This is a genomic window from Bradyrhizobium sp. (assembly GCF_030693485.1).
Lineage (GTDB): Bacteria > Pseudomonadota > Alphaproteobacteria > Rhizobiales > Xanthobacteraceae > Bradyrhizobium.
Map to the genome: position 1 here is coordinate 1 of NZ_JAUYAN010000173.1, position 18,361 is coordinate 18,361.

General features: G+C 65.1%; 19 protein-coding genes. 17 read left to right on the forward strand and 2 right to left on the reverse strand.

The window, feature by feature from the left end; translation table 11 throughout:
- From murJ to Q8N40_RS12540, 16 genes are all read left to right on the forward strand, one after another.
- Nucleotides 1–1,331, forward strand: a 1,331-nt coding sequence (murJ, locus tag Q8N40_RS12465) for a murein biosynthesis integral membrane protein MurJ (protein ID WP_305712032.1), incomplete at its 5' end; no start/stop codon positions are given.
- A 54-nt stretch (nt 1,332–1,385) separates the two neighbouring features.
- On the forward strand, nt 1,386–2,447 hold the full coding sequence (trpS, locus tag Q8N40_RS12470; protein ID WP_305712033.1) for a tryptophan--tRNA ligase: 1,062 nt from the start codon (nt 1,386–1,388) through the stop codon (nt 2,445–2,447).
- Nucleotides 2,448–2,550: 103 nt separating this feature from the next.
- Nucleotides 2,551–3,045, forward strand: a complete 495-nt coding sequence (locus tag Q8N40_RS12475; protein WP_305320964.1) for a universal stress protein — start codon at nt 2,551–2,553, stop codon at nt 3,043–3,045.
- A 228-nt stretch (nt 3,046–3,273) separates the two neighbouring features.
- Nucleotides 3,274–3,843, forward strand: a complete 570-nt coding sequence (locus Q8N40_RS12480) for a NifU family protein (protein WP_305320965.1) — start codon at nt 3,274–3,276, stop codon at nt 3,841–3,843.
- A gap of 176 nt (nt 3,844–4,019) precedes the next feature.
- The gene (tsaB, locus tag Q8N40_RS12485) at nt 4,020–4,715 is read left to right on the forward strand and encodes a tRNA (adenosine(37)-N6)-threonylcarbamoyltransferase complex dimerization subunit type 1 TsaB (RefSeq protein WP_305712034.1); all 696 of its coding nucleotides are present in this window, start codon (nt 4,020–4,022) and stop codon (nt 4,713–4,715) included.
- An 8-nt stretch (nt 4,716–4,723) separates the two neighbouring features.
- Entirely contained in the window at nt 4,724–5,209 is a 486-nt protein-coding gene (gene rimI, locus Q8N40_RS12490; RefSeq protein WP_305322876.1) for a ribosomal protein S18-alanine N-acetyltransferase, read from the forward strand.
- Between the two features lie 71 nt (nt 5,210–5,280).
- Nucleotides 5,281–5,742 (forward strand): Fur family transcriptional regulator, encoded by a 462-nt coding sequence (locus Q8N40_RS12495; RefSeq protein WP_305712035.1) that lies wholly within the window; start codon nt 5,281–5,283, stop codon nt 5,740–5,742.
- A 4-nt stretch (nt 5,743–5,746) separates the two neighbouring features.
- A complete protein-coding gene (locus Q8N40_RS12500) occupies nt 5,747–6,439 on the forward strand; it encodes an HAD family hydrolase (RefSeq protein WP_305712036.1) in 693 nt (230 codons plus the stop codon).
- 195 nt (nt 6,440–6,634) lie between these two features.
- Nucleotides 6,635–8,047 carry a tRNA (N6-isopentenyl adenosine(37)-C2)-methylthiotransferase MiaB gene (miaB, locus tag Q8N40_RS12505; protein ID WP_305712037.1) on the forward strand — a complete coding sequence of 471 codons (1,413 nt, stop codon included), beginning with the start codon at nt 6,635–6,637 and terminating at the stop codon, nt 8,045–8,047.
- A 4-nt stretch (nt 8,048–8,051) separates the two neighbouring features.
- A complete protein-coding gene (locus tag Q8N40_RS12510) occupies nt 8,052–9,107 on the forward strand; it encodes a PhoH family protein (RefSeq protein ID WP_305712038.1) in 1,056 nt (351 codons plus the stop codon).
- 65 nt (nt 9,108–9,172) lie between these two features.
- A complete protein-coding gene (gene ybeY, locus Q8N40_RS12515) occupies nt 9,173–9,700 on the forward strand; it encodes an rRNA maturation RNase YbeY (protein ID WP_305712039.1) in 528 nt (175 codons plus the stop codon).
- A 1-nt stretch (nt 9,701) separates the two neighbouring features.
- On the forward strand, nt 9,702–10,820 hold the full coding sequence (locus Q8N40_RS12520) for a hemolysin family protein (RefSeq protein ID WP_305712040.1): 1,119 nt from the start codon (nt 9,702–9,704) through the stop codon (nt 10,818–10,820).
- Complete coding sequence (lnt, locus tag Q8N40_RS12525; RefSeq protein ID WP_305712041.1) at nt 10,817–12,430, forward strand: apolipoprotein N-acyltransferase; 1,614 nt, start codon at nt 10,817–10,819, stop codon at nt 12,428–12,430. Before Q8N40_RS12520 ends, lnt begins: the two co-directional genes overlap by 4 nt.
- Nucleotides 12,431–12,672: 242 nt before the next feature.
- Nucleotides 12,673–13,089: a helix-turn-helix domain-containing protein gene (locus Q8N40_RS12530; protein ID WP_305712060.1), complete on the forward strand. Its 417-nt coding sequence runs from the start codon at nt 12,673–12,675 to the stop codon at nt 13,087–13,089.
- A gap of 140 nt (nt 13,090–13,229) precedes the next feature.
- Nucleotides 13,230–14,360 (forward strand): M20 family metallopeptidase, encoded by a 1,131-nt coding sequence (locus Q8N40_RS12535; RefSeq protein ID WP_305712042.1) that lies wholly within the window; start codon nt 13,230–13,232, stop codon nt 14,358–14,360.
- The gene (locus Q8N40_RS12540) at nt 14,357–15,100 is read left to right on the forward strand and encodes a tRNA (guanine(46)-N(7))-methyltransferase TrmB (protein WP_305318573.1); all 744 of its coding nucleotides are present in this window, start codon (nt 14,357–14,359) and stop codon (nt 15,098–15,100) included. The genes Q8N40_RS12535 and Q8N40_RS12540 overlap by 4 nt, the downstream gene beginning before the upstream one ends.
- A 10-nt stretch (nt 15,101–15,110) precedes the next feature.
- Here Q8N40_RS12540 and Q8N40_RS12545 read toward each other — a convergent pair whose 3' ends face one another.
- Entirely contained in the window at nt 15,111–15,959 is an 849-nt protein-coding gene (locus Q8N40_RS12545; protein ID WP_305712043.1) for a phytanoyl-CoA dioxygenase family protein, read from the reverse strand.
- Between the two features lie 199 nt (nt 15,960–16,158).
- Complete coding sequence (locus Q8N40_RS12550; protein WP_305712044.1) at nt 16,159–17,241, reverse strand: DUF2336 domain-containing protein; 1,083 nt, start codon at nt 17,239–17,241, stop codon at nt 16,159–16,161.
- A 340-nt stretch (nt 17,242–17,581) separates the two neighbouring features.
- Here Q8N40_RS12550 and rimP point away from each other — a divergent pair, with 340 nt between their 5' ends.
- Nucleotides 17,582–18,358: a ribosome maturation factor RimP gene (gene rimP, locus Q8N40_RS12555; protein ID WP_305712045.1), complete on the forward strand. Its 777-nt coding sequence runs from the start codon at nt 17,582–17,584 to the stop codon at nt 18,356–18,358.
- Nucleotides 18,359–18,361 lie beyond the last annotated feature (3 nt).

Genomic DNA, 18,361 nt, shown 5'->3' on the forward strand with positions numbered 1-18,361 from the left:
CGGCGGCCGCGGCGTTTGCTGGCCGCGTGCGCGGCACCGTCAGCGCCGCGCTGGTGGCGGCGGCGGCCCTGATCGGGCTCATGATGCCGCTGGTGATAACAGCGCTGGCGCCGGGCTTTGCCGCGACGCCGACGCTGCAGATGGCGGTGGACGATGCGCGGCTGATGCTGCCCTATCTGGCCTTCGCCGGTCCCGTCACGGTGATGATGGCGCTGTTGAATGCGCAAGGCCGTTTTGCGCTGGCCGCGTTCTCGCCGCTGCTGTTCAACATCGCGCTGATCGCGGTGATGGCGGCGCTGCTGCTGTGGCGGCAGGATGCGGGCTTCGCCGCATGGGCCGTTGCCGCCACGGTAGGCGTGGCCGGGCTGCTGCAATTGCTGATCCTGGTGTTGCATGGCGGCGGCATCGCAACGCCGATGCGCATCGCCTTCGATGCGCCGATGCGCGGCTTTCTCGGCCAGGCGGTCCCCGGCATGATCGCCAGCGCCGGACCGCAATTGCTGATCCTCGGCGGCGCGGTCATCGCCTCGTCGTCGCCCTCGGCGGTGTCGTGGCTGTATTTTGCCAATCGCCTGATCGAACTGCCGCTCGGCCTGGTCGGCGTCGCCATGGGCAGCGTGCTGGTTCCGGAACTGACGCGCGGCGTGCGCGCGAACGATTCCGGCGCCATCGCGCATGCGGAGTCGCGCGGGCTCGAACTCAGCGTTGCCCTCGCGTTGCCGGCAACGCTGGGATTGATCGTGCTCAGCGAACCGATCGTGCGGCTCCTGTTTCAGCACGGCGCCTTCACCGCGGCCGATACCGCGGCGACCGCGCAGGCATTGACGTGGCTGGCGCTCGGCCTGCCCGCGCATGTGCTGGTCAAGGCGCTGTCGCCCGCCTTTTTCGCCCGCGAGGATACACGCACGCCGCTGTGGGCGACGGTGAAGGGATTTGTCGTGGCTATCGTGCTCGCATTGGTGCTCGGCCATGTCTATGACATCAGCGGCATCGCCGCCGCGATCGCGCTCGGGGCCTGGAGCAGCGCGCTCAGCCTGCTCCGGCAGGGTGCTGCGACATTCGGCTTCTCGATCGATGCCGCCGCGCGCCGGCAGCTGCCGCGCATCGTGGCGGCGGCGCTGGCAATGGGCGGACTGCTGTGGCTGGCGGCGGCATTCGCGTTGCCGCTGGCAGCGACCGCGCACGGCCTCGCGCAGACCGCACTGCTGGGGGTGCTGATCTCAGGCGGAATCGCAGTATACGGCGGCCTGCTGGCCCTGCTCGGCGTCACCAGTTGGGCCGAAGCGGCGACCGCGATCCGGCAAAGCAAGGCTTCCGGCTTGCGCGGCTAGGCCCTCCGTGGCAATGGACGGCGCGAAACGAATGACATTCGCGGGAAGCTGACAATGGGCAGGGTTGAACGGGTATTTTCGGGCGTCCAGCCGACGGGCAATCTGCATCTCGGCAATTACCTCGGCGCGATCGTCAATTTCGTCAAATTGCAGGAGACGCATAATTGTCTTTATTGCGTCGTCGACATGCACGCCATCACGCAGCCGGTGGAAGTGTGGGGCGGCCCGGCCGAGCTCGCGCGCAACACCCGCGAAGTCACCGCGGCCTTCATCGCCAGCGGGATCGATCCGAAGAAACATATCGTGTTCAACCAGAGCCAAGTGCTTGAGCACGCGGAACTGGCCTGGATCTTCAATTGCGTGGCGCGGATCGGCTGGCTCAACCGCATGACGCAGTTCAAGGACAAGGCCGGCAAGGATCGCGAGGCGGCCTCGGTCGGACTCTATGCTTATCCGGTGCTGATGGCGGCCGACATCCTGGTGTATCGCGCCACCCATGTGCCTGTCGGCGAGGACCAGAAGCAGCACCTCGAACTGTCGCGCGACATCGCGCAGAAATTCAACAACGACTTTGCCGATTCGATCCGCGGCCGCGGCTTCGAGGATGGCCTGTTCTTTCCGCAGCCGGAGCCGCTGATCACCGGCCCCGCGACGCGGGTGATGTCGTTGCGCGACGGCACCAAGAAAATGTCGAAGTCGGATGCGTCGGACAATTCGCGCATCAACCTCACCGACGACGCCGACACCATCGCGCAGAAGATCCGCAAGGCAAAGACCGATCCGGAGCCGTTGCCGTCGGAGGAAAAGGGTCTCGAGGCGCGCCCCGAGGCCGACAATCTGGTCGGGATCTACGCGGCCTTGTCGGGCCGAACCAAGGCCGATCTGCTCGGCGATTTCGGCGGCGGGCAATTTTCGGCCTTCAAGAATTCGCTGGTCGAGCTGTGCGTGACGAAGCTGTCGCCGATCGCCTCCGAGATGAAGCGGCTGGTGGCGGATCCCGGCTATGTTGACGAAGTGCTGTTCGACGGCGCCGCCCGCGCCCGCGCGATCGCCGCCGAAACCATGCAGGCGACCCGGGACATCGTCGGTTTCGTCAGCAAGCGCCAGGTTTCCTGACCTTCGCCACAATTGATCCAGCACACAGCGCCCGCCCTGCCGCTTGTGGAGCATGGCCGCGCCGTGGCAGCATGGGTCGGTTTGGCGCAGCATCGGGACATGCATGACCACCCAGCGACGAAGCTACGAGACCGGTCACAAGCCGAAATGCCTTGTCATCGTTGACGACACCGCGGAATGGGACCGCGCGGTCTACTATGCCAGCCGCTGGGCGATCCGGGTCGGCGGCGGCGTGGTGATGCTGCGCGTGATCGAGACCGAAGACCAGAACCAGCAATGGCTGGGGGTCGCCGACATCATGCGCGCCGAGGCGGAGGAGAACGCCAACGCCGCGCTCGACCGCGCCGCCGGCCGCGCCAACGGCATCGCCGCGATCACCCCCGAACGCGTGATCCGGGAGGGCGATCCCACCGACCAGATCCTCGACGTGATCGACAAGGACGTCGACATCGCGATGCTGGTGCTGGCGGCCAATCCCGGCCCCGAGGGCCCCGGCCCGATCATCACCACCATGGCCAAGACGGTCGGTTCATTCCCGATTCCCGTCACAATCGTGCCCGGCGATCTCAGCGACGCGGATATCGACGGGTTGTCGTAGGGTTTGTCGTCCCTGCGAACGCAGGGACCCATAGACCGTGGCCTAACGGTGAGACATCGGTGTTAGAAACCCTCTTTCATCAACTGACCTCTGGGATTATGGGTCCCCGCGTTCGCGGGGACGACGAAAGCATGACAGGTCCCCGCCCCTTGATCGTGCATCCGCCGTCGCCATCTGCTAAGGAATCAGCCACGTGCCGGCCTTGAACCGGTGTCGCAGGAGAAAATCATGTTCATCCAGACCGAAGCCACGCCCAATCCCGCCACAATGAAATTCATTCCCGGCCGCGTCGTGCTCGACGGCGGCACCATGGAATTCGCCAATCGCGAAGCCGCGGCGCGGTCGCCGCTGGCCGAACGGCTGTTCGACGTGCCCGGCGTCACCAGCGTGTTCTACGGCTCCGATTTCGTCACCGTGACCAAGGATTCGAGCGACTGGCAGCATCTCAAGCCATCGATCCTCGGCGCCATCATGGAACATTATATGTCCGGCGCGCCGCTTCTGGCCGACGGTGCCGCTGCCAGCGACGAGGCATCCGACGAGGAAGACGAGTTCTTCAACGAGGCCGACGCCGAAACGGTCGCGACCATCAAGGACCTGATCGAAACCAGGGTGCGCCCCGCGGTCGCCAATGACGGCGGCGACATCACCTTCCGCGGCTTCAAGGACGGCATCGTCTATCTCAACATGAAGGGCGCCTGCGCCGGCTGCCCCTCCTCCACCGCGACGCTGCAGCATGGCATCCAGAACCTGCTGAAGCATTTCGTGCCGGACGTGGTCGAAGTCCGGCCGATGTGATTACATCGCCGAAATCTCGGTATTTTCTGCGTCATGCCCGGGCTTGTCCCGGGCATCAGCGTTTCTGGGCCATATGGAATTGGGCTATATGGAAAACGCGTGGATGGCCGGGACAAGCCCGGCCATGACGGCGAGAACGGCGCGCCTTTCGTCGTAAATAATGTTACCAATCCCCCATGCTGATCCTCGCCATCGATACCGCACTGGATGCCTGTGCCGCCGCCGTACTCGACACCAGCACGAGTCAAATCGTCGCGCAGGAATCGCAGCCGATGAAGCGCGGCCACGCCGAGGCGCTGATGCCGCTGATCGCGCGCGTGATGAAGGCGTCCGGCGTTGCCTTCACCGCGCTCGACCGCATCGCGGTGACCACCGGCCCCGGCAGCTTTACCGGCTTGCGGGTCGGGCTCTCCGCGGCGCGCGGTATTGGCCTCGCCGCCAACAGACCTGTGGTCGGGCTGACCACGCTGACCGCCTATGCCGCGCCCGTCGTCGCCCAGAACGCCGCGCAGCCGGTGATCTCGGCGATCGATGCGCGGCATGATCATGTCTATTTCCAGGTGGTGAGCGGCGACGGCGGCTCGCTGGTCCGGGCGCGCGTCGCGCCGATCGAAGAGGCGCTCGACGCCGCGCGATTCGGCGCGCCGCATCTGGTCGGCAACGCCGCCCAGATTCTCGGCCAGCGCTGGCCCGCCGATGCAGAGCCGCCGTTCAGGGTCGACCAGCAACCGGCGCCGGACATTACGTGGGTGGCGTGGCTGGGGGCCGCGGTCAGTCCGGATGCGGCGCCGGCGCGGCCGTATTACCTGCGCGCGCCCGACGCCAAGCCTTCACAGGACGCGCTGCAGCGAGCCGCGCCGCCGTCGTCATGATGAGTCACATGACTTCCTGGCTGCGCGGATGGTGGGGCGGCGGCGCTGCCGTGGTCGAGCCCGCGATCCCGCGCGATGCGGCCCGCCTGGCGCAACTGCACGGCGCCTCGTTTCACCGCGGCTGGGGCGAAGCTGAATTCGAGACCATGCTGACCGAGCGCAACACGCTGGTGCATCGCCTCCGGCAGGGACGAAAGATCATCGGCTTCGCGGTGTCGCGGCTGGCCGCGGACGAGGCCGAGATCCTGTCGATCGCCGTGGCCGCCGATCAGCGCGGCCGCGGGCTGTCCCGCGACCTGCTGATGACGCATCTCGGCCATCTGGCGGGCCGTGGCGTGCGCACCATATTCCTCGAGGTCGAGGAAAATAACCAGCCGGCGCGCCGGCTGTACGAACGGGCCGGATTTGCCGTCGTCGGGCGCCGCGAACGCTATTACCGGGAGCCCAACGGGGAACAATTGAACGCCCTTCTGATGCGCCGCGACTTGTCGTAACGCGCCCGGAGTGGCAGAAAGGCGCTTGCAAGGGGCGCATGATCTGATCGCGTGCCGAAGGCGGACTAGACATGACTGCATTGAAATCCACGCCCGTGCCCAGGGTCACCGACAAGGCCAGCGATATCGAATCCCGTTGCGCCGCCACCGGCATGCGCATGACCGAACAGCGCCGCGTCATCGCCCGCGTGCTGGCGGAAGCCGTCGATCATCCCGACGTCGAGGAACTGTATCGCCGCTGCGTCGCGGTCGACGACAAGATCTCGATCTCGACGGTGTATCGCACCGTCAAACTGTTCGAGGACGGCGGCATCATCGAACGGCATGATTTTCGCGAGGGTCGTGCCCGCTACGAGCAGATGCGCGACAGCCACCACGATCACCTGATCAACCTGCGCGACGGCAAGGTGATCGAATTCACCAACGAGGAAATCGAGAAGCTGCAGGCCGAAATCGCCCGCAAGCTCGGCTACAAGCTGGTCGATCACCGGCTGGAACTGTATTGCGTCCCGCTGGACGACGACAAATCCTGATCGCGTGAAGACACCGCTTCAGGACAAAGTCCCTTTCGATCTCGTCATCTTCGACTGCGACGGCGTGCTGGTCGACAGCGAAGTGATCTCCTGCGCCGCGCATGCGGAAACCCTGACGCGCCACGGCTATCCGATCACACCGGACGAAGTGCTCAAGCGATTTCTCGGCGTGTCGGATCGCGAAGCACGACAAACCATCGAGACCGAACTCGGCCGGGCGCTGCCTGACGATTTCGAATCGCAGATGAAGCAGGCAACGCTGCGGCGCTACGCCGACGATCTCAGAGCTATTCCAAATATCAACGAGGCGCTCGCCGCGATCGATCTCGCGAAATGCGTGGCGTCGAGCGGCACACCGGACAAAATCCGCCACGGCCTCACTTGCGCCGGGCTCCACGATCTGCTGGCGCCAAACATTTTCTCCGCCACGCAAGTCGAGCGCGGCAAGCCGGCGCCGGATCTGTTCCTGTTTGCCGCCGGGCAGATGCGGACGGCACCGGCGCGCTGCCTGGTGATCGAGGACAGCCCCGCCGGCATCGCCGCCGCGGTCGCCGCCGGGATGCCCGTGCTCGGTTTCCACGGCGGCAGCCATTGCCGCCCCGGACACGGCGACCGGCTGCGCGCCGGCGGCGCCGTCGCGATATTCGACGATATGCGGCAATTACCGGGGCTAATCGGACAAATCGGGGCGAATTAGGCCTCGTCATTCCGGGATGGTCCGAAGGACCAGACCTCAGGTGCGCAATTGCGCACCAGGGAATCCCGGGATTCCGGGTTCGATGCTGACGCATCGCCCCGGAATGACGACTCTATCGCGCTGGATTTTCAGCGCTTTGGCCTATAATGAGGCCCGCGCCGCATTGGCGCCACCTCAGCACAGCATTCAGGTTCCATGAGCCCGCCGCGCAAGCTGCATATCAAGTCATACGGCTGTCAGATGAATGTCTACGATGCGCAACGCATGGTGGACACGCTGGCACCCGAAGGCTTTGTCGAGACGTCCAGCGTGGATGACGCGGACCTCGTGATTCTCAACACCTGCCACATCCGGGAAAAGGCGTCGGAGAAGGTTTACTCCGAACTCGGACGACTGCGCGTCGTCAAGGACGAGGCCGCTAGAGCCGGCCGCCGGATGAGCATCGCGGTGGCCGGTTGCGTCGCGCAGGCGGAAGGCGCCGAGATCATCCGCCGCGCGCCCGCGGTCGATGTCGTGGTCGGCCCGCAAAGCTATCATCATTTGCCGCAGCTATTGGCGCGGGCGAAGAGCCACGGCCGCGCGGTGGAGACCGAATTTCCGATCGAGGACAAGTTCGGCTTCCTCGCAGCCCCGAAACCCGCTGCGATCCGCGCGCGCGGCGTCTCATCCTTCGTCACCGTGCAGGAAGGCTGCGACAAGTTCTGTACGTTCTGCGTGGTGCCCTATACCCGCGGCGCCGAAGTATCGCGCCCGGTCGCGAAGATCGTCGACGACGTGCTCAGGCTCGCCGACAATGGCGTGCGCGAAATCACCCTGATCGGCCAGAACGTCAACGCCTATCACGGCGAAGGACCGGACGGCCGCACCTGGTCGCTCGGCGCGTTGCTGCATCGCCTCGCCGGGATCCGCGGCATCGCGCGCCTGCGCTATTCGACCAGCCACCCCCGCGACGTCGACGATACGCTGCTCGCGGCGCACCGCGATTTGCCGGAACTGATGCCGTTCGTGCACCTGCCGGTGCAGTCGGGTTCCGACCGGATTCTGGCCGCGATGAACCGCAAGCACAGCGCCGACGATTATCGCCGCGTCATCGACCGGTTCCGTGCGGTCCGGCAAGACATTGCTTTTTCATCGGATTTCATCGTGGGCTTCCCCGGCGAGACCGAGGAAGATTTCGCCGCGACCCTCGCGCTGGTCCGGCAAATCGGATACGCTGGGGCTTATTCGTTCAAGTATTCGCCACGGCCGGGCACGCCGGCGGCGGACATGCGGGAGACGGTGTCAGCGGCTGAAATGGACGAGCGATTGGTGCGGCTTCAGGAATTGATCGACGGCCAGCAAGCGGCCTTCAATCTGGCTGCGATCGGCAGCACCGTCGACGTGCTGTTCGAACGCGCCGCCCGCAACCCCGGCCAGATCGTCGGCCGCACCGCCTATTTGCAGCCGGCGCATGTGATGGCGTCATCGGACATCATCGGACAGGTGCTGCCGGTGACCATCGCCAGCCTCGAGCGCTACAGCCTGCTCGGCGAACTCGCCGGCACGCTCCATGCACCGTCGATATCTGCGCAAATGACCAATTCCTCTCAAACGATAACGGGAGCCTGAACCCTTGCCCAAAAGCGCATCGGATTCGCCTGCACTCGCTCCCAGCCGCAAATTTGACCGCGACATGCAAATCCCGCCCGAAACGCAGGTCGTCATCGATTTCGACGACAACCGCGCGGCGTCCGCTTTGGTCGGCCCCTACGGACAGAACCTGGCGCTGATCGAGCGCCGGCTCGGCATCGTGGTCGATTCGCGCGGCAATCACATCACCATCGCCGGCTCGCGCGACGGCTGCGATGCCGCGCGGCGCGTGCTGGAGACGCTGTATGCGCAGGCCACGCAGGGCCAGGAACTGGCGCAGGGCGACGTCGAGGGCGCGATTCGCGCCGTGATCGCGCAGGGGTCGCTGTTCGAATTCGACGCCAAGACCGCCAAGACCGCGTTCGAGACCATCAATTTGCGCAAGCGCCCGGTGCGGGCGCGGACCGCCGCCCAGGATTCCTACATCCGCGCGCTGAAGCGCCACGAAATGGTGTTCGGCATCGGCCCGGCGGGCACCGGCAAGACCTGGCTCGCCGTTGCGCATGCCGCGCAATTGTTCGAACGCAAGGAAGTCGATCGCATCATCCTGTCGCGCCCCGCGGTCGAGGCCGGCGAGCGGCTCGGCTTCCTGCCCGGCGATCTCCGCGAGAAGGTCGATCCTTATTTGAGGCCGATCTATGATGCGTTGTACGATTTGATGGATTCGCGGATCGTCGAGCGCGCGCTGCAGGCCGGTGAAATCGAAATCGCGCCGCTCGCCTTCATGCGCGGCCGTACCCTGACCAACGCCGTCATCATCCTGGACGAGGCGCAGAACACCACCTCGATGCAGATGAAGATGTTCCTGACCCGGCTCGGCGAAAACAGCCGCATGATCATCACCGGCGATCCCTCCCAGGTCGATCTGCCGAACGGCCAGACATCGGGACTTGCGGAAGCCGCACGGCTGCTCGATGGCGTCGAAGGCATCAGCCAGGTAAAATTCACCGCCGAGGACGTGATCCGCCACGAACTGGTGGCGCGGATCGTCGCCGCCTATGAAGGATTGCCGCAGAAGCCGGTAACCAGCAGGCCTTGATGCCCATATCTGATGCCAGGCGCGCGCCGGGGACGAGCCCCGGCCGCAACAGAAATTCCGGACCGATGCCACCCCTTGCGCTTCCCATATCCGAGGTTCTCGTCGTCGCCGATTGCTGGCAGGCCGAGCCCGACGCCGAAGCGGTGGTCCATCGCGCCATCGCGGCCGCGGCCGAGAGCGTCGATGCGGATGTCGGCGACGCCGAGCTCGCGATCATGCTGACCGACGATGCCGGCATTCGCACGCTGAACAGCAATTGGCGCGGCATCGACAAGCCGACCAACGTGCTGTCGTTTCCGGCGCTGCAGCCGACCGGTCCTGCCGGACCCGACGACGCGCCGCGCATGCTCGGCGACATCGCCATCGCCTACCAGACCACCCGCAAGGAAGCCGACGACGAACAAAAACCGTTCGACCATCACCTCAGCCATTTGGCGATCCATGGCTTCCTGCATCTGATCGGCTACGACCACGAAAAGGACGGCGAGGCCGAAGCCATGGAAGCCCTCGAGCGGCAGATCCTGGCGCAACTCGGCATTCCCGATCCGTATGCGGACCGGGATCCCGACGCCGGCCGGGAGCGGATGGACTGAGATGCCGGACTCCGACCCGATCCACGACAATCCACGCAATACAAGCAACCTGCCGGCGGTGGTGCAGGAAGGCGAGGTGATGCGCCCCGCCGCCGACAACTGGCTGACCCGCGCCATCCGCACCCTGTTCGGCTGGAAGCCGGGATCGGTGCGCGACGATCTGCAGGTCGTGCTCGACGCCTCTACGCCCGACGAGGTGGGATTCTCCGCCATCGAGCGCACCATGCTGCGCAATATTCTCGGCCTGCACGAGCGCCGCATCGCCGACGTGATGGTGCATCGCGCCGACATCGTCGCGGTCAAGCGCGACATTCCGATCGGCGAACTGATGGGCCTGTTCGAAAGCGCGGCGCATTCACGGCTGGTGGTTTACAACGAGACCCTCGACGATCCCGAAGGCATCGTTCACATCCGCGACCTGCTGGCCTTCATGACATCCAGCGCGCGCGTGCCCGATACCAGCAAGGCCAAGCGGAAAAAGCCGTTGCCGGCCGGGCTCGATCTGCGCGCGGTCAACCTCGCTATGCCGCTCGCCGACGCCAGCATCATCCGCAAATTGCTGTTCGTGCCGCCGTCGATGCGGGCGATCGATCTGCTGGCGCAGATGCAGGCCTCGCGCATTCACCTCGCGCTGGTGGTCGACGAATATGGCGGCACCGACGGGCTGGTCTCGATCGAGGACATCGTCGAGCAGATCGTCGGCGAGATCGACGACGAGCATGACAGCGACGAGCCGCCGGCAATCGTGCGGCAGGCCGACAATTCCTTCATCGCCGACGCGCGCGCCAGCCTCGACGACGTCCGCACGGTGATCGGCGAGGACTTCGTCACCGGCGAGGCCGGCGAAGAAGTCGAAACCCTCGGCGGCTATCTGGTGACCCATGTCGGCCGCCTGCCGGTGCGCGGCGAGGTCATTTCCGGTCCCGGCAATTTCGAGATCGAGGTGCTCGACGCCGACCCGCGGCGGGTCAAGCGGTTGCGCATCGCCACCCGCAAGGAGCGCCCCGCGCCACGGCCGCCGCGCGAAAGCCGCCGCCGCGACACCGCGACGGAGGCCAGTCAGCCGCAGGCCAACGACAATGCGAGCCCGCGGCCCGGCGATGGAGCCGGTTCGCAGTGATCGCCGCAGAAAAACTCCGCGGCGCTATTCTGGCGATCCTCCTGGCATGGGGCTGGAAACGCGCCGCCATTGCACTCGTCGCAGGCGCGTTGTCGGCGCTGGCGATGGCGCCGTTCAATGCATGGCCGGTGCTGTTCCTGACCCTTCCGGTGATGGTCTGGCTGATCGACGGCGCCGGCGCCGGACGCTGGCGCGGCGTGCCGGCGGCCGCGTTGACGGGCTGGTGGTTCGGCCTCGGCTATTTCGTGCCGGGCCTGTACTGGATCGGCTACGCGTTCCTGGTCGATGCGCCGACCTTCGCCTGGCTACTGCCGTTCGCCGTGCTCGGCCTGCCGGCCTATCTCGCGCTGTTCACCGCATTCGGGTTCGCGCTGGCGAGGCTGATCTGGACCCGGGAAGGCACGCGGGTGATCGCGCTTGCGGCCAGCCTGACGTTAAGCGAATGGCTGCGCGGCCAGGTGCTCACCGGCTTTCCCTGGAATGCGTTCGGCTATGCGCTGACCGAGCCGCTGGCGCTGGCGCAGACGGCGTCGCTGATCGGGTTGTGGGGCCTGACGTTCCTGAGCGTTGCGATCTTCGCCAGCCCCGCGACCCTGATCGATGGCGGCACGCGCGGGCGTCGACCGTGGATCGCGCCGGCCCTGGCGCTGGCGCTGCTGATCGCGATGGGGATTTTCGGCGGCGTGCGTCTGGCGCTGCAACCGACCGAACTCGTCGCCAAGGTCAAGCTGCGGATCATGCAGCCCAATCTGCGACAGGACGTCAAGTTCAACTACGCCGCCAAGGCAGAGGTGATGCAGAAATATCTTGCGCTGTCCGACCGCGCGTCCGGGCCGCAATCCACCGGCGTGCGCGACGTCAGCATCCTGATCTGGCCGGAATCGGCGTTTCCGTTTTTCCTGACGCGCGAAGCCGATGCGATGGCGCAGATCGCCGAACTGTTGCCGAGGGGCACCGTCCTGATCACCGGCTCGGTGCGGGCACCCGACTTGCCGCCCGGCGTCCGGGCAACCCGCGCCTACAATTCGATCTACGTCATCGATCATGACGGCAGCGTGCTATCGGTCTACGACAAGGTGCATCTGGTGCCGTTCGGCGAATTTCTGCCGTTCCAGGACTGGATGGAAAAGCTCGGCTTCGTGCAGCTCACCAAGGTTCACGGCGGATTCATTGCGGGCGCGCGGCGTCGCCCGATGAATCTGCCGAACGCGCCGCGCATGCTACCGCTGATCTGCTACGAAGCGATTTTTCCCGGTGACGTTGCGTCACGCGACGATCGCCCGGGCTGGATGATCAACCTGACCAATGACGGCTGGTTCGGAAATTCGACCGGGCCCTATCAGCACCTGCAGCAGGCGCGGGTTCGCGCGATCGAGCAGGGATTGCCGATGGTTCGAGCGGCAAACACCGGCGTTTCCGCGGTGATCGATCCCGTGGGACGGATTATCGCCCGGCTCGGTCTCGGCGTCGAAGGTGTACTGGACGCCAACCTGCCGTCCGCCATCGCGCCGACGGTCTATGCGCGCCTTGGCGATATTCCCGCCGCGGTCATGGTCGCCGCCGGCCTGCTCGTCGTGCTTCGCCGCCGTGTCATAAAGCGCGCCTCCTGACTCCTGTATGTTCACACTTGGTTCGGTTACCCGCAGAAATGGTCGATTGAAAAATCCCCCGACCAGTTGACAGACCGACCAAGCCATTCGCATTCTGCGCCCGCTCACCGAGAGTGAGTCAGATCATTGCTCGAATTTTCCGCCTTCGTGCCGAAGCTTCAGAGCAAGGTTTGACGGCGCTGACGCCTGAGGCCTAACTTCACTGCGTCATCCTGCAGGCGTAATCCCAGGGAGTGTTGGAAATGTCGACTAAAGCGCCCAACCCTGTTGACAGATATGTCGGCAGTCGCGTGCGCATGCGCCGCATCATGCTTGGCATGAGCCAGGAAAAGCTCGGCGAAGCATTGGGCCTCACATTCCAGCAGGTGCAGAAGTACGAAAAGGGCACCAACCGGGTCGGGGCAAGCCGCATTCAGCAAATTTCAGAAATTCTTCAGGTGCCGGTTTCGTTCCTGTTCGAGGGAGGCCCCAGCGGCACTGCCGCTGCGGGCGGCTTCAGCGAAGGAAGCTCGCCCGCCTATGTTTCCGATTTCCTCGCGACATCGGAAGGTTTGGCCCTGACCCGTGCGTTCACGCGGATCGCCGATGCCAAGCTTCGGCGCAGCATCGTCGAACTGGTCGAGCAGATCGCCACACGCGAGGCCCCCGACAAGCGCTGAGGGCACACGTCATTGCCCGATGCGCTTTGTGCATCTCCGATGCGCGACGCGCATCCCCGATGTGCAATTGCACATCCGAGGTTCGCGCTGGCGCGTGCGCCGGAATGACGATAGGGGAGTTCCTGCAAAAGGGCTTCAGTATGCCGACCACAACCGATCCTTTCGATTCCAGAGCCATTCTCGACGGCATCCGCCGCTGGGTCGAGATCGAGACTCCGACGGAAGCGCCGGAGCAGGTCAACAGGCTGGCGACCATGGTCGCGGACGGCTATCGCGACTTGCCGGTTGCGATCGAACGCATCGCGGGACATTCCGGCTGCGGCGATCATCTCGTGGTGCGTTCGTCATGGGGCCAGCATGAGCCGGGCATCCTGGTGCTCAGCCATCTCGATACGGTCCACCCGATGGGATTCATCGAGCGGCTGCCGTTCAGGATCGAGGGCGACGTCGCGTTCGGTCCCGGCATCTACGACATGAAGGGCGGCGCCTACCTCGCCTATCACGCGTTCAGGCAGCTCTGCGCCAGTGGCGAGCAGCCGCCGCTTGGCGTGACCCAGCTATACGTTTCCGACGAGGAGATCGGCAGCCCGACTTCGCGTGCGCTGATCGAAGCCGAGGGACGCAAGGCCAAATACGTGCTGGTAACCGAGCCTGCCCGCGACGGCGGCAAGATCGTCACCGGGCGCAAGGGTGTCGCGCGGTTCGACATCGCCATCAAGGGCGTCCCGGCCCATGCCGGCACCAGGCCCGAGGACGGCCGCAGCGCGATCCGCGAACTCGCCAATATCATCCTGACCCTCGAAGCCATGAACGACCTGAAGCGCGGCGTCAGCGTCAATGTCGGCGTCGTCAGGGGCGGCAGCCGGCCGAACGTCATTGCGGAGGAAGCCTATGCGGAAGTCGATCTTCGCGTACCGACCACAGCGGATGCCGACGATCTCGTCGCGAGAATCCTGAACCTGAAATCCCGAACCGATGGCGTCAGCGTCAAGGTGACAGGCGAATTGAACCGGCCGCCTTACGAGAAGGGCAATGCCGGCGCCGCGCTTTACGAACATGCCAGGGAGCTCGCCGCGGAAATCGGCTTCGATCTGGTCGACACCTTCACCGGCGGCGGCTCCGACGGCAATTTCACCGCGCCGCATACCGCGACGCTCGACGGCCTCGGCGTCGATGGCCAGGGCGCGCATACCCATTACGAGCAGATGTACATTTCGTCGATCGAGCCGAGGGCACGGCTGCTGTACCGGCTGTACCAGACGCTGCGATGAATATCGCGCCCCGCGATCCCGACGACCGCGACCCATCGCCCGACGATGACGTGAGCGCGCACCGGCACGGCTCGTTCTTCGGACGGCGCAAGGGCCACAAGCTGCGCTCACACCAGGCCGACCTGATCGCGCAATTGCTGCCGCGCCTCGCGCTCGACATCACCGCGCCGAGTCCGGACGGCCTCGCCAGGCTTTTCGGTCCTGATGTCGACCACGTCCGGCTCGAAATCGGGTTCGGCGGTGGCGAGCATCTGGTCGCCGAAGCGCTCGCCTTTCCCACCACCGGCTTCATCGGCTGCGAGCCCTACGTCAACGGCATGGCCAAGATCCTGACGCAGATCGAGGCGCATGGCATCGGCAACATCAGGCTGTTCGCGGGCGACGCCGCCGACCTGGTGGCCTGGGCGCCGGCGCTGTCGCTGGCCCGAATCGATCTGATCCATCCCGATCCGTGGCCGAAGCGGCGGCACTGGAAGCGGCGCTTCGTGCAGGATTTGACCGTCGCCGCGATGGCGCGCGTACTCGAACCCGATGGCGAATTCCGTTTCGTGTGCGACATCGACGGCTACGTCGCCTGGACGCTGGCGCATCTGTTGCGCTCGCCTGATTTCGCGTGGCTGGCGGAGCGCGCCGATGACTGGCGCCAGCCGTGGCCCGGCTACACCATGACGCGTTACGGGCGGAAAGCCGAGCGCGAAGGGCGACGCGCGGCGTATTTGAGGTTTCGGAAGGTAGCCTAAACCAACGTCGCTACCCCTTCGCCGCCTCGCCCATCCGCGCCTTGCGGATGTCGGTGGCTTCCCACACCATGCGCTTGCCGCGCTCGCGGCCCAGCAACTCGATCGGGTCGTGATTGTCGATGTGTCCGAACTGTCCCTTGTAGACGCTGTAACCGCATAGTTCCTGCAAGCGCCGCGGGAACCGCCTGACGGTGTCATGGGGAATGCCGAGCTGCAGGTTTTCCTGCTGCCGCATCCAGCCCCAGCAATAGGCGCAGGAGAACGCGAAGCGCCTGCTGTCGCTGCTGTTGGCGCCGCCGCCATGCCAGAGCGCGCTGTCGAACAGCATCACGCTGCCGGCCGGCATGGTCGCGGTGACGGCGTCATAGTCCTTGCCGTATTCCGGCGAAGATGGATATTTGTGGCTGCCCGGAATAATACGCGTCGCGCCGTTGTCGTTCCGGAAATCCGACAGCGCCCAGATCGCATTGACCGTGATCGGGATGTGCGGACGCGGCAGCGGGATCAACTGCGTATCCTCGTGGATCGGCTGCGCCTCCTGGCCGGGACCGAGCACCAGCGAGCAGAACGAGGACAGCAGGCATTCCTTGTCCAGCACGCGCTCGACCACCGGCAGCACGTTCTCATGCAGCGGCACTTCCCAGAAGATGTCGTCATAGGTCAGGAGATTGTTGATGCGGACCGTCTTGAAACCTTCGAACGAGGTTTTGGCGGGACCAAGATGATGCTCCCGCTCGGTTCGCTCCAGCGCCTGCTTCAACGCCTCGACCAGATCGGGGCCGGCGGCGCGCTCGATCACGGTGTATCCGTCGTCGCGGATTCTGTCGGCATGCGATTGAATTTCGGATTCCGTCAGCATTTCGCTTCTCCCCGGTGGCGCTGTGCCGCGCCTGTGCCGGCAGCATAGCGCGGCTGTTTGGGAGAGGGAAAGGACTCCGGAAGCGACGCAGGAACCCAGAGTTCGTCATTCCGGGATGGTGCGTGGCGCCAGACCCGGAATCTCGAGATTCCGGGTTCGATGCTAACGTAACGCATCGCCCCGGAATGACGGTTGCGCTTCACGCCGTTTGGCGGGCCTGCCAGAAGCTCACCACGCGCTCCGCCGTGGAAGGCATCAACCGCGCGAAGTTTACCCGTGCGCTCTCGATGTCCGACGGCGACGGCACCCGGTTGGAGCCGAGCCGCAGCAGGATCAGCGCGCGCACGGTGGCCCATTCGAGGCCGATCACCTTGCCGACGATCAGGATCGGATCGTGCCGGTCGCCGGCAATCAGGCGGTCGAGGGTTGCGAGTTTCACCGCCGCCATCGCCGACAGCGTCGCAATCGATTCCTCGTATTTGAAGGCCTTGGCAAAGCCTAGCAGTGCGGCTTCGTTCAGTTCACCGGAATTATGCAGCGCCAGCACGGTGCGCTGCGCCGGCGCGAAGTCGCGACGGCTCTCGGCCTGCCCCGGTGTGCCGATGATTTCGCCCATCGCCGCCTCGATATCGGCCTGCCGCTCGGGCCTCACCACTTCGAACAGGCGGCGGCGGACCACCTCTACCGATCCTGCCACCAATTCCTTCAAATGCGGCGCCGAGAGATCGGCGCGCTGACCGACCGCGAGCGTCAGCACGGCGTCCTGGCCGGCACGCTTGATCAGGCCGGAATATCCGGCATGCGAAAACAGCGCGCCTGCATTGCCGGCGGTGCGGCGTACCACTTCGCGATCGCCGCGGCGGACCATGACATCGGTGAGATCGGGAGAAAGCGTCGGCCGCTCCGACATCGCCAGCAAATGGCCCTGGCCCTTGCTGCGGGCGATTTCGACCAGCGCCTGCTCGTCGATCACGGGCGAGCGGCGCAGCAGCGGACCTGCGATCGCGATCTCGTCTTCGCGCGCGAGTTGTCCGACCTGGGTGCGCGGCGCGTTGGCGAGGATCGACAGCCGCTCGGCCAGATCGGCGCGCGCGGCGAGTTCGGCATGCGGAACGAGACCGGTCAGGATGCCGTCGAACAGCGCGACATGATCGGCCCGGTAATTCGCCGCGCCCTGCAGATACAACTCGGTGATCCGCCGCGCGGCCTCGGCGCGACGCTTTGGGTCGCCATTTCTGACGATCTCATCAAGCCCGGGGATCAGCGATGTGGCGACGGTCATCCAGAACACTCAAACGCGCCGCAATGGCGTATATTTCGGCACGTTAGGTCGGGTTCGTGAAGGAAGGGTTAGGCTGAAATCTGCCGGAAAGGCCGTAAAATCACGGGTTTGCGGCTTCTCGGGCCTTGCCGTCGCAGCGGAAAACCGCTATATCAGCCGCAACTTATGGTTCTCATACGATCGCGTATTGAGAGTGGGCCCCTCGGGACCCGCTCTTTTTTATTACCTGAACGAGCCTGACGCAGAGTACGGCGCCTGGGTTCCATTCGGGTGCAGCACTGCCGGACCGTGCTTAAGCCCGGCTAACCCACTGCAAGTTAGACCAAATTTGACCCTTGATATGACCGATCCAACTACTGGTTCCGTGGACTTCGATCTGCTTGCCGAGCCGCGTCTCGTGGTCGAGCCGGGCGTCGCGGCGCGGGTATCGGCCGTGGCCGGTCCGGTGCTGCAGGGCATGGGCTACCGGCTGGTGCGGATCAAGATTTCAGGCGAATTCGGCTGCACCGTCCAGATCATGGCGGAACGGCCCGACGGAACCATGTTGATCGACGATTGCGAAGCGATCTCAAAGGCATTGTCGCCGGTGCTTGATGTCGCCGATCCGATCGAGAAGGCCTATCGGCTGGAGATTTCGTCGCCCGGGATCGACCGGCCGCTGGTGCGCCGCTCCGATTTCGGACGCTATGCCGGCCATCTCGTGAAGATCGACATGGCGGTCGCCCATCAGGGCCGCAAGCGGTTTCGCGGCATGCTCGGTGGCGTCGAGGGCGATGCCGTGCATTTGCGGCGCGATGACGTTCGCGGCGACGAGGATGCCGAGGTCCTGCTGGTCATGGAGGACATCGCCGACGCCCGGCTGGTGCTGACCGATGAGCTGGTCGCGGAGTCGATGCGACGCGGCAAGCTGGCCGAGCGCGAGATGAAGCAGAATCTCGGAATCAAGCCGCCGCCGCCGCCGCACGCGAAAAAGAGCGACCCGACCAAGAGCAACGCGCCGAAGGCGAAGTTGAAGTTGAAGCCGGTCAAGAAGCCCGCCCCGAAAAACACCAAGGAACACCGCCTCGCCGCAGACAGGCTGCGAAGAGGCGAAATCGATCCCACTGAAGGAGACTGAACC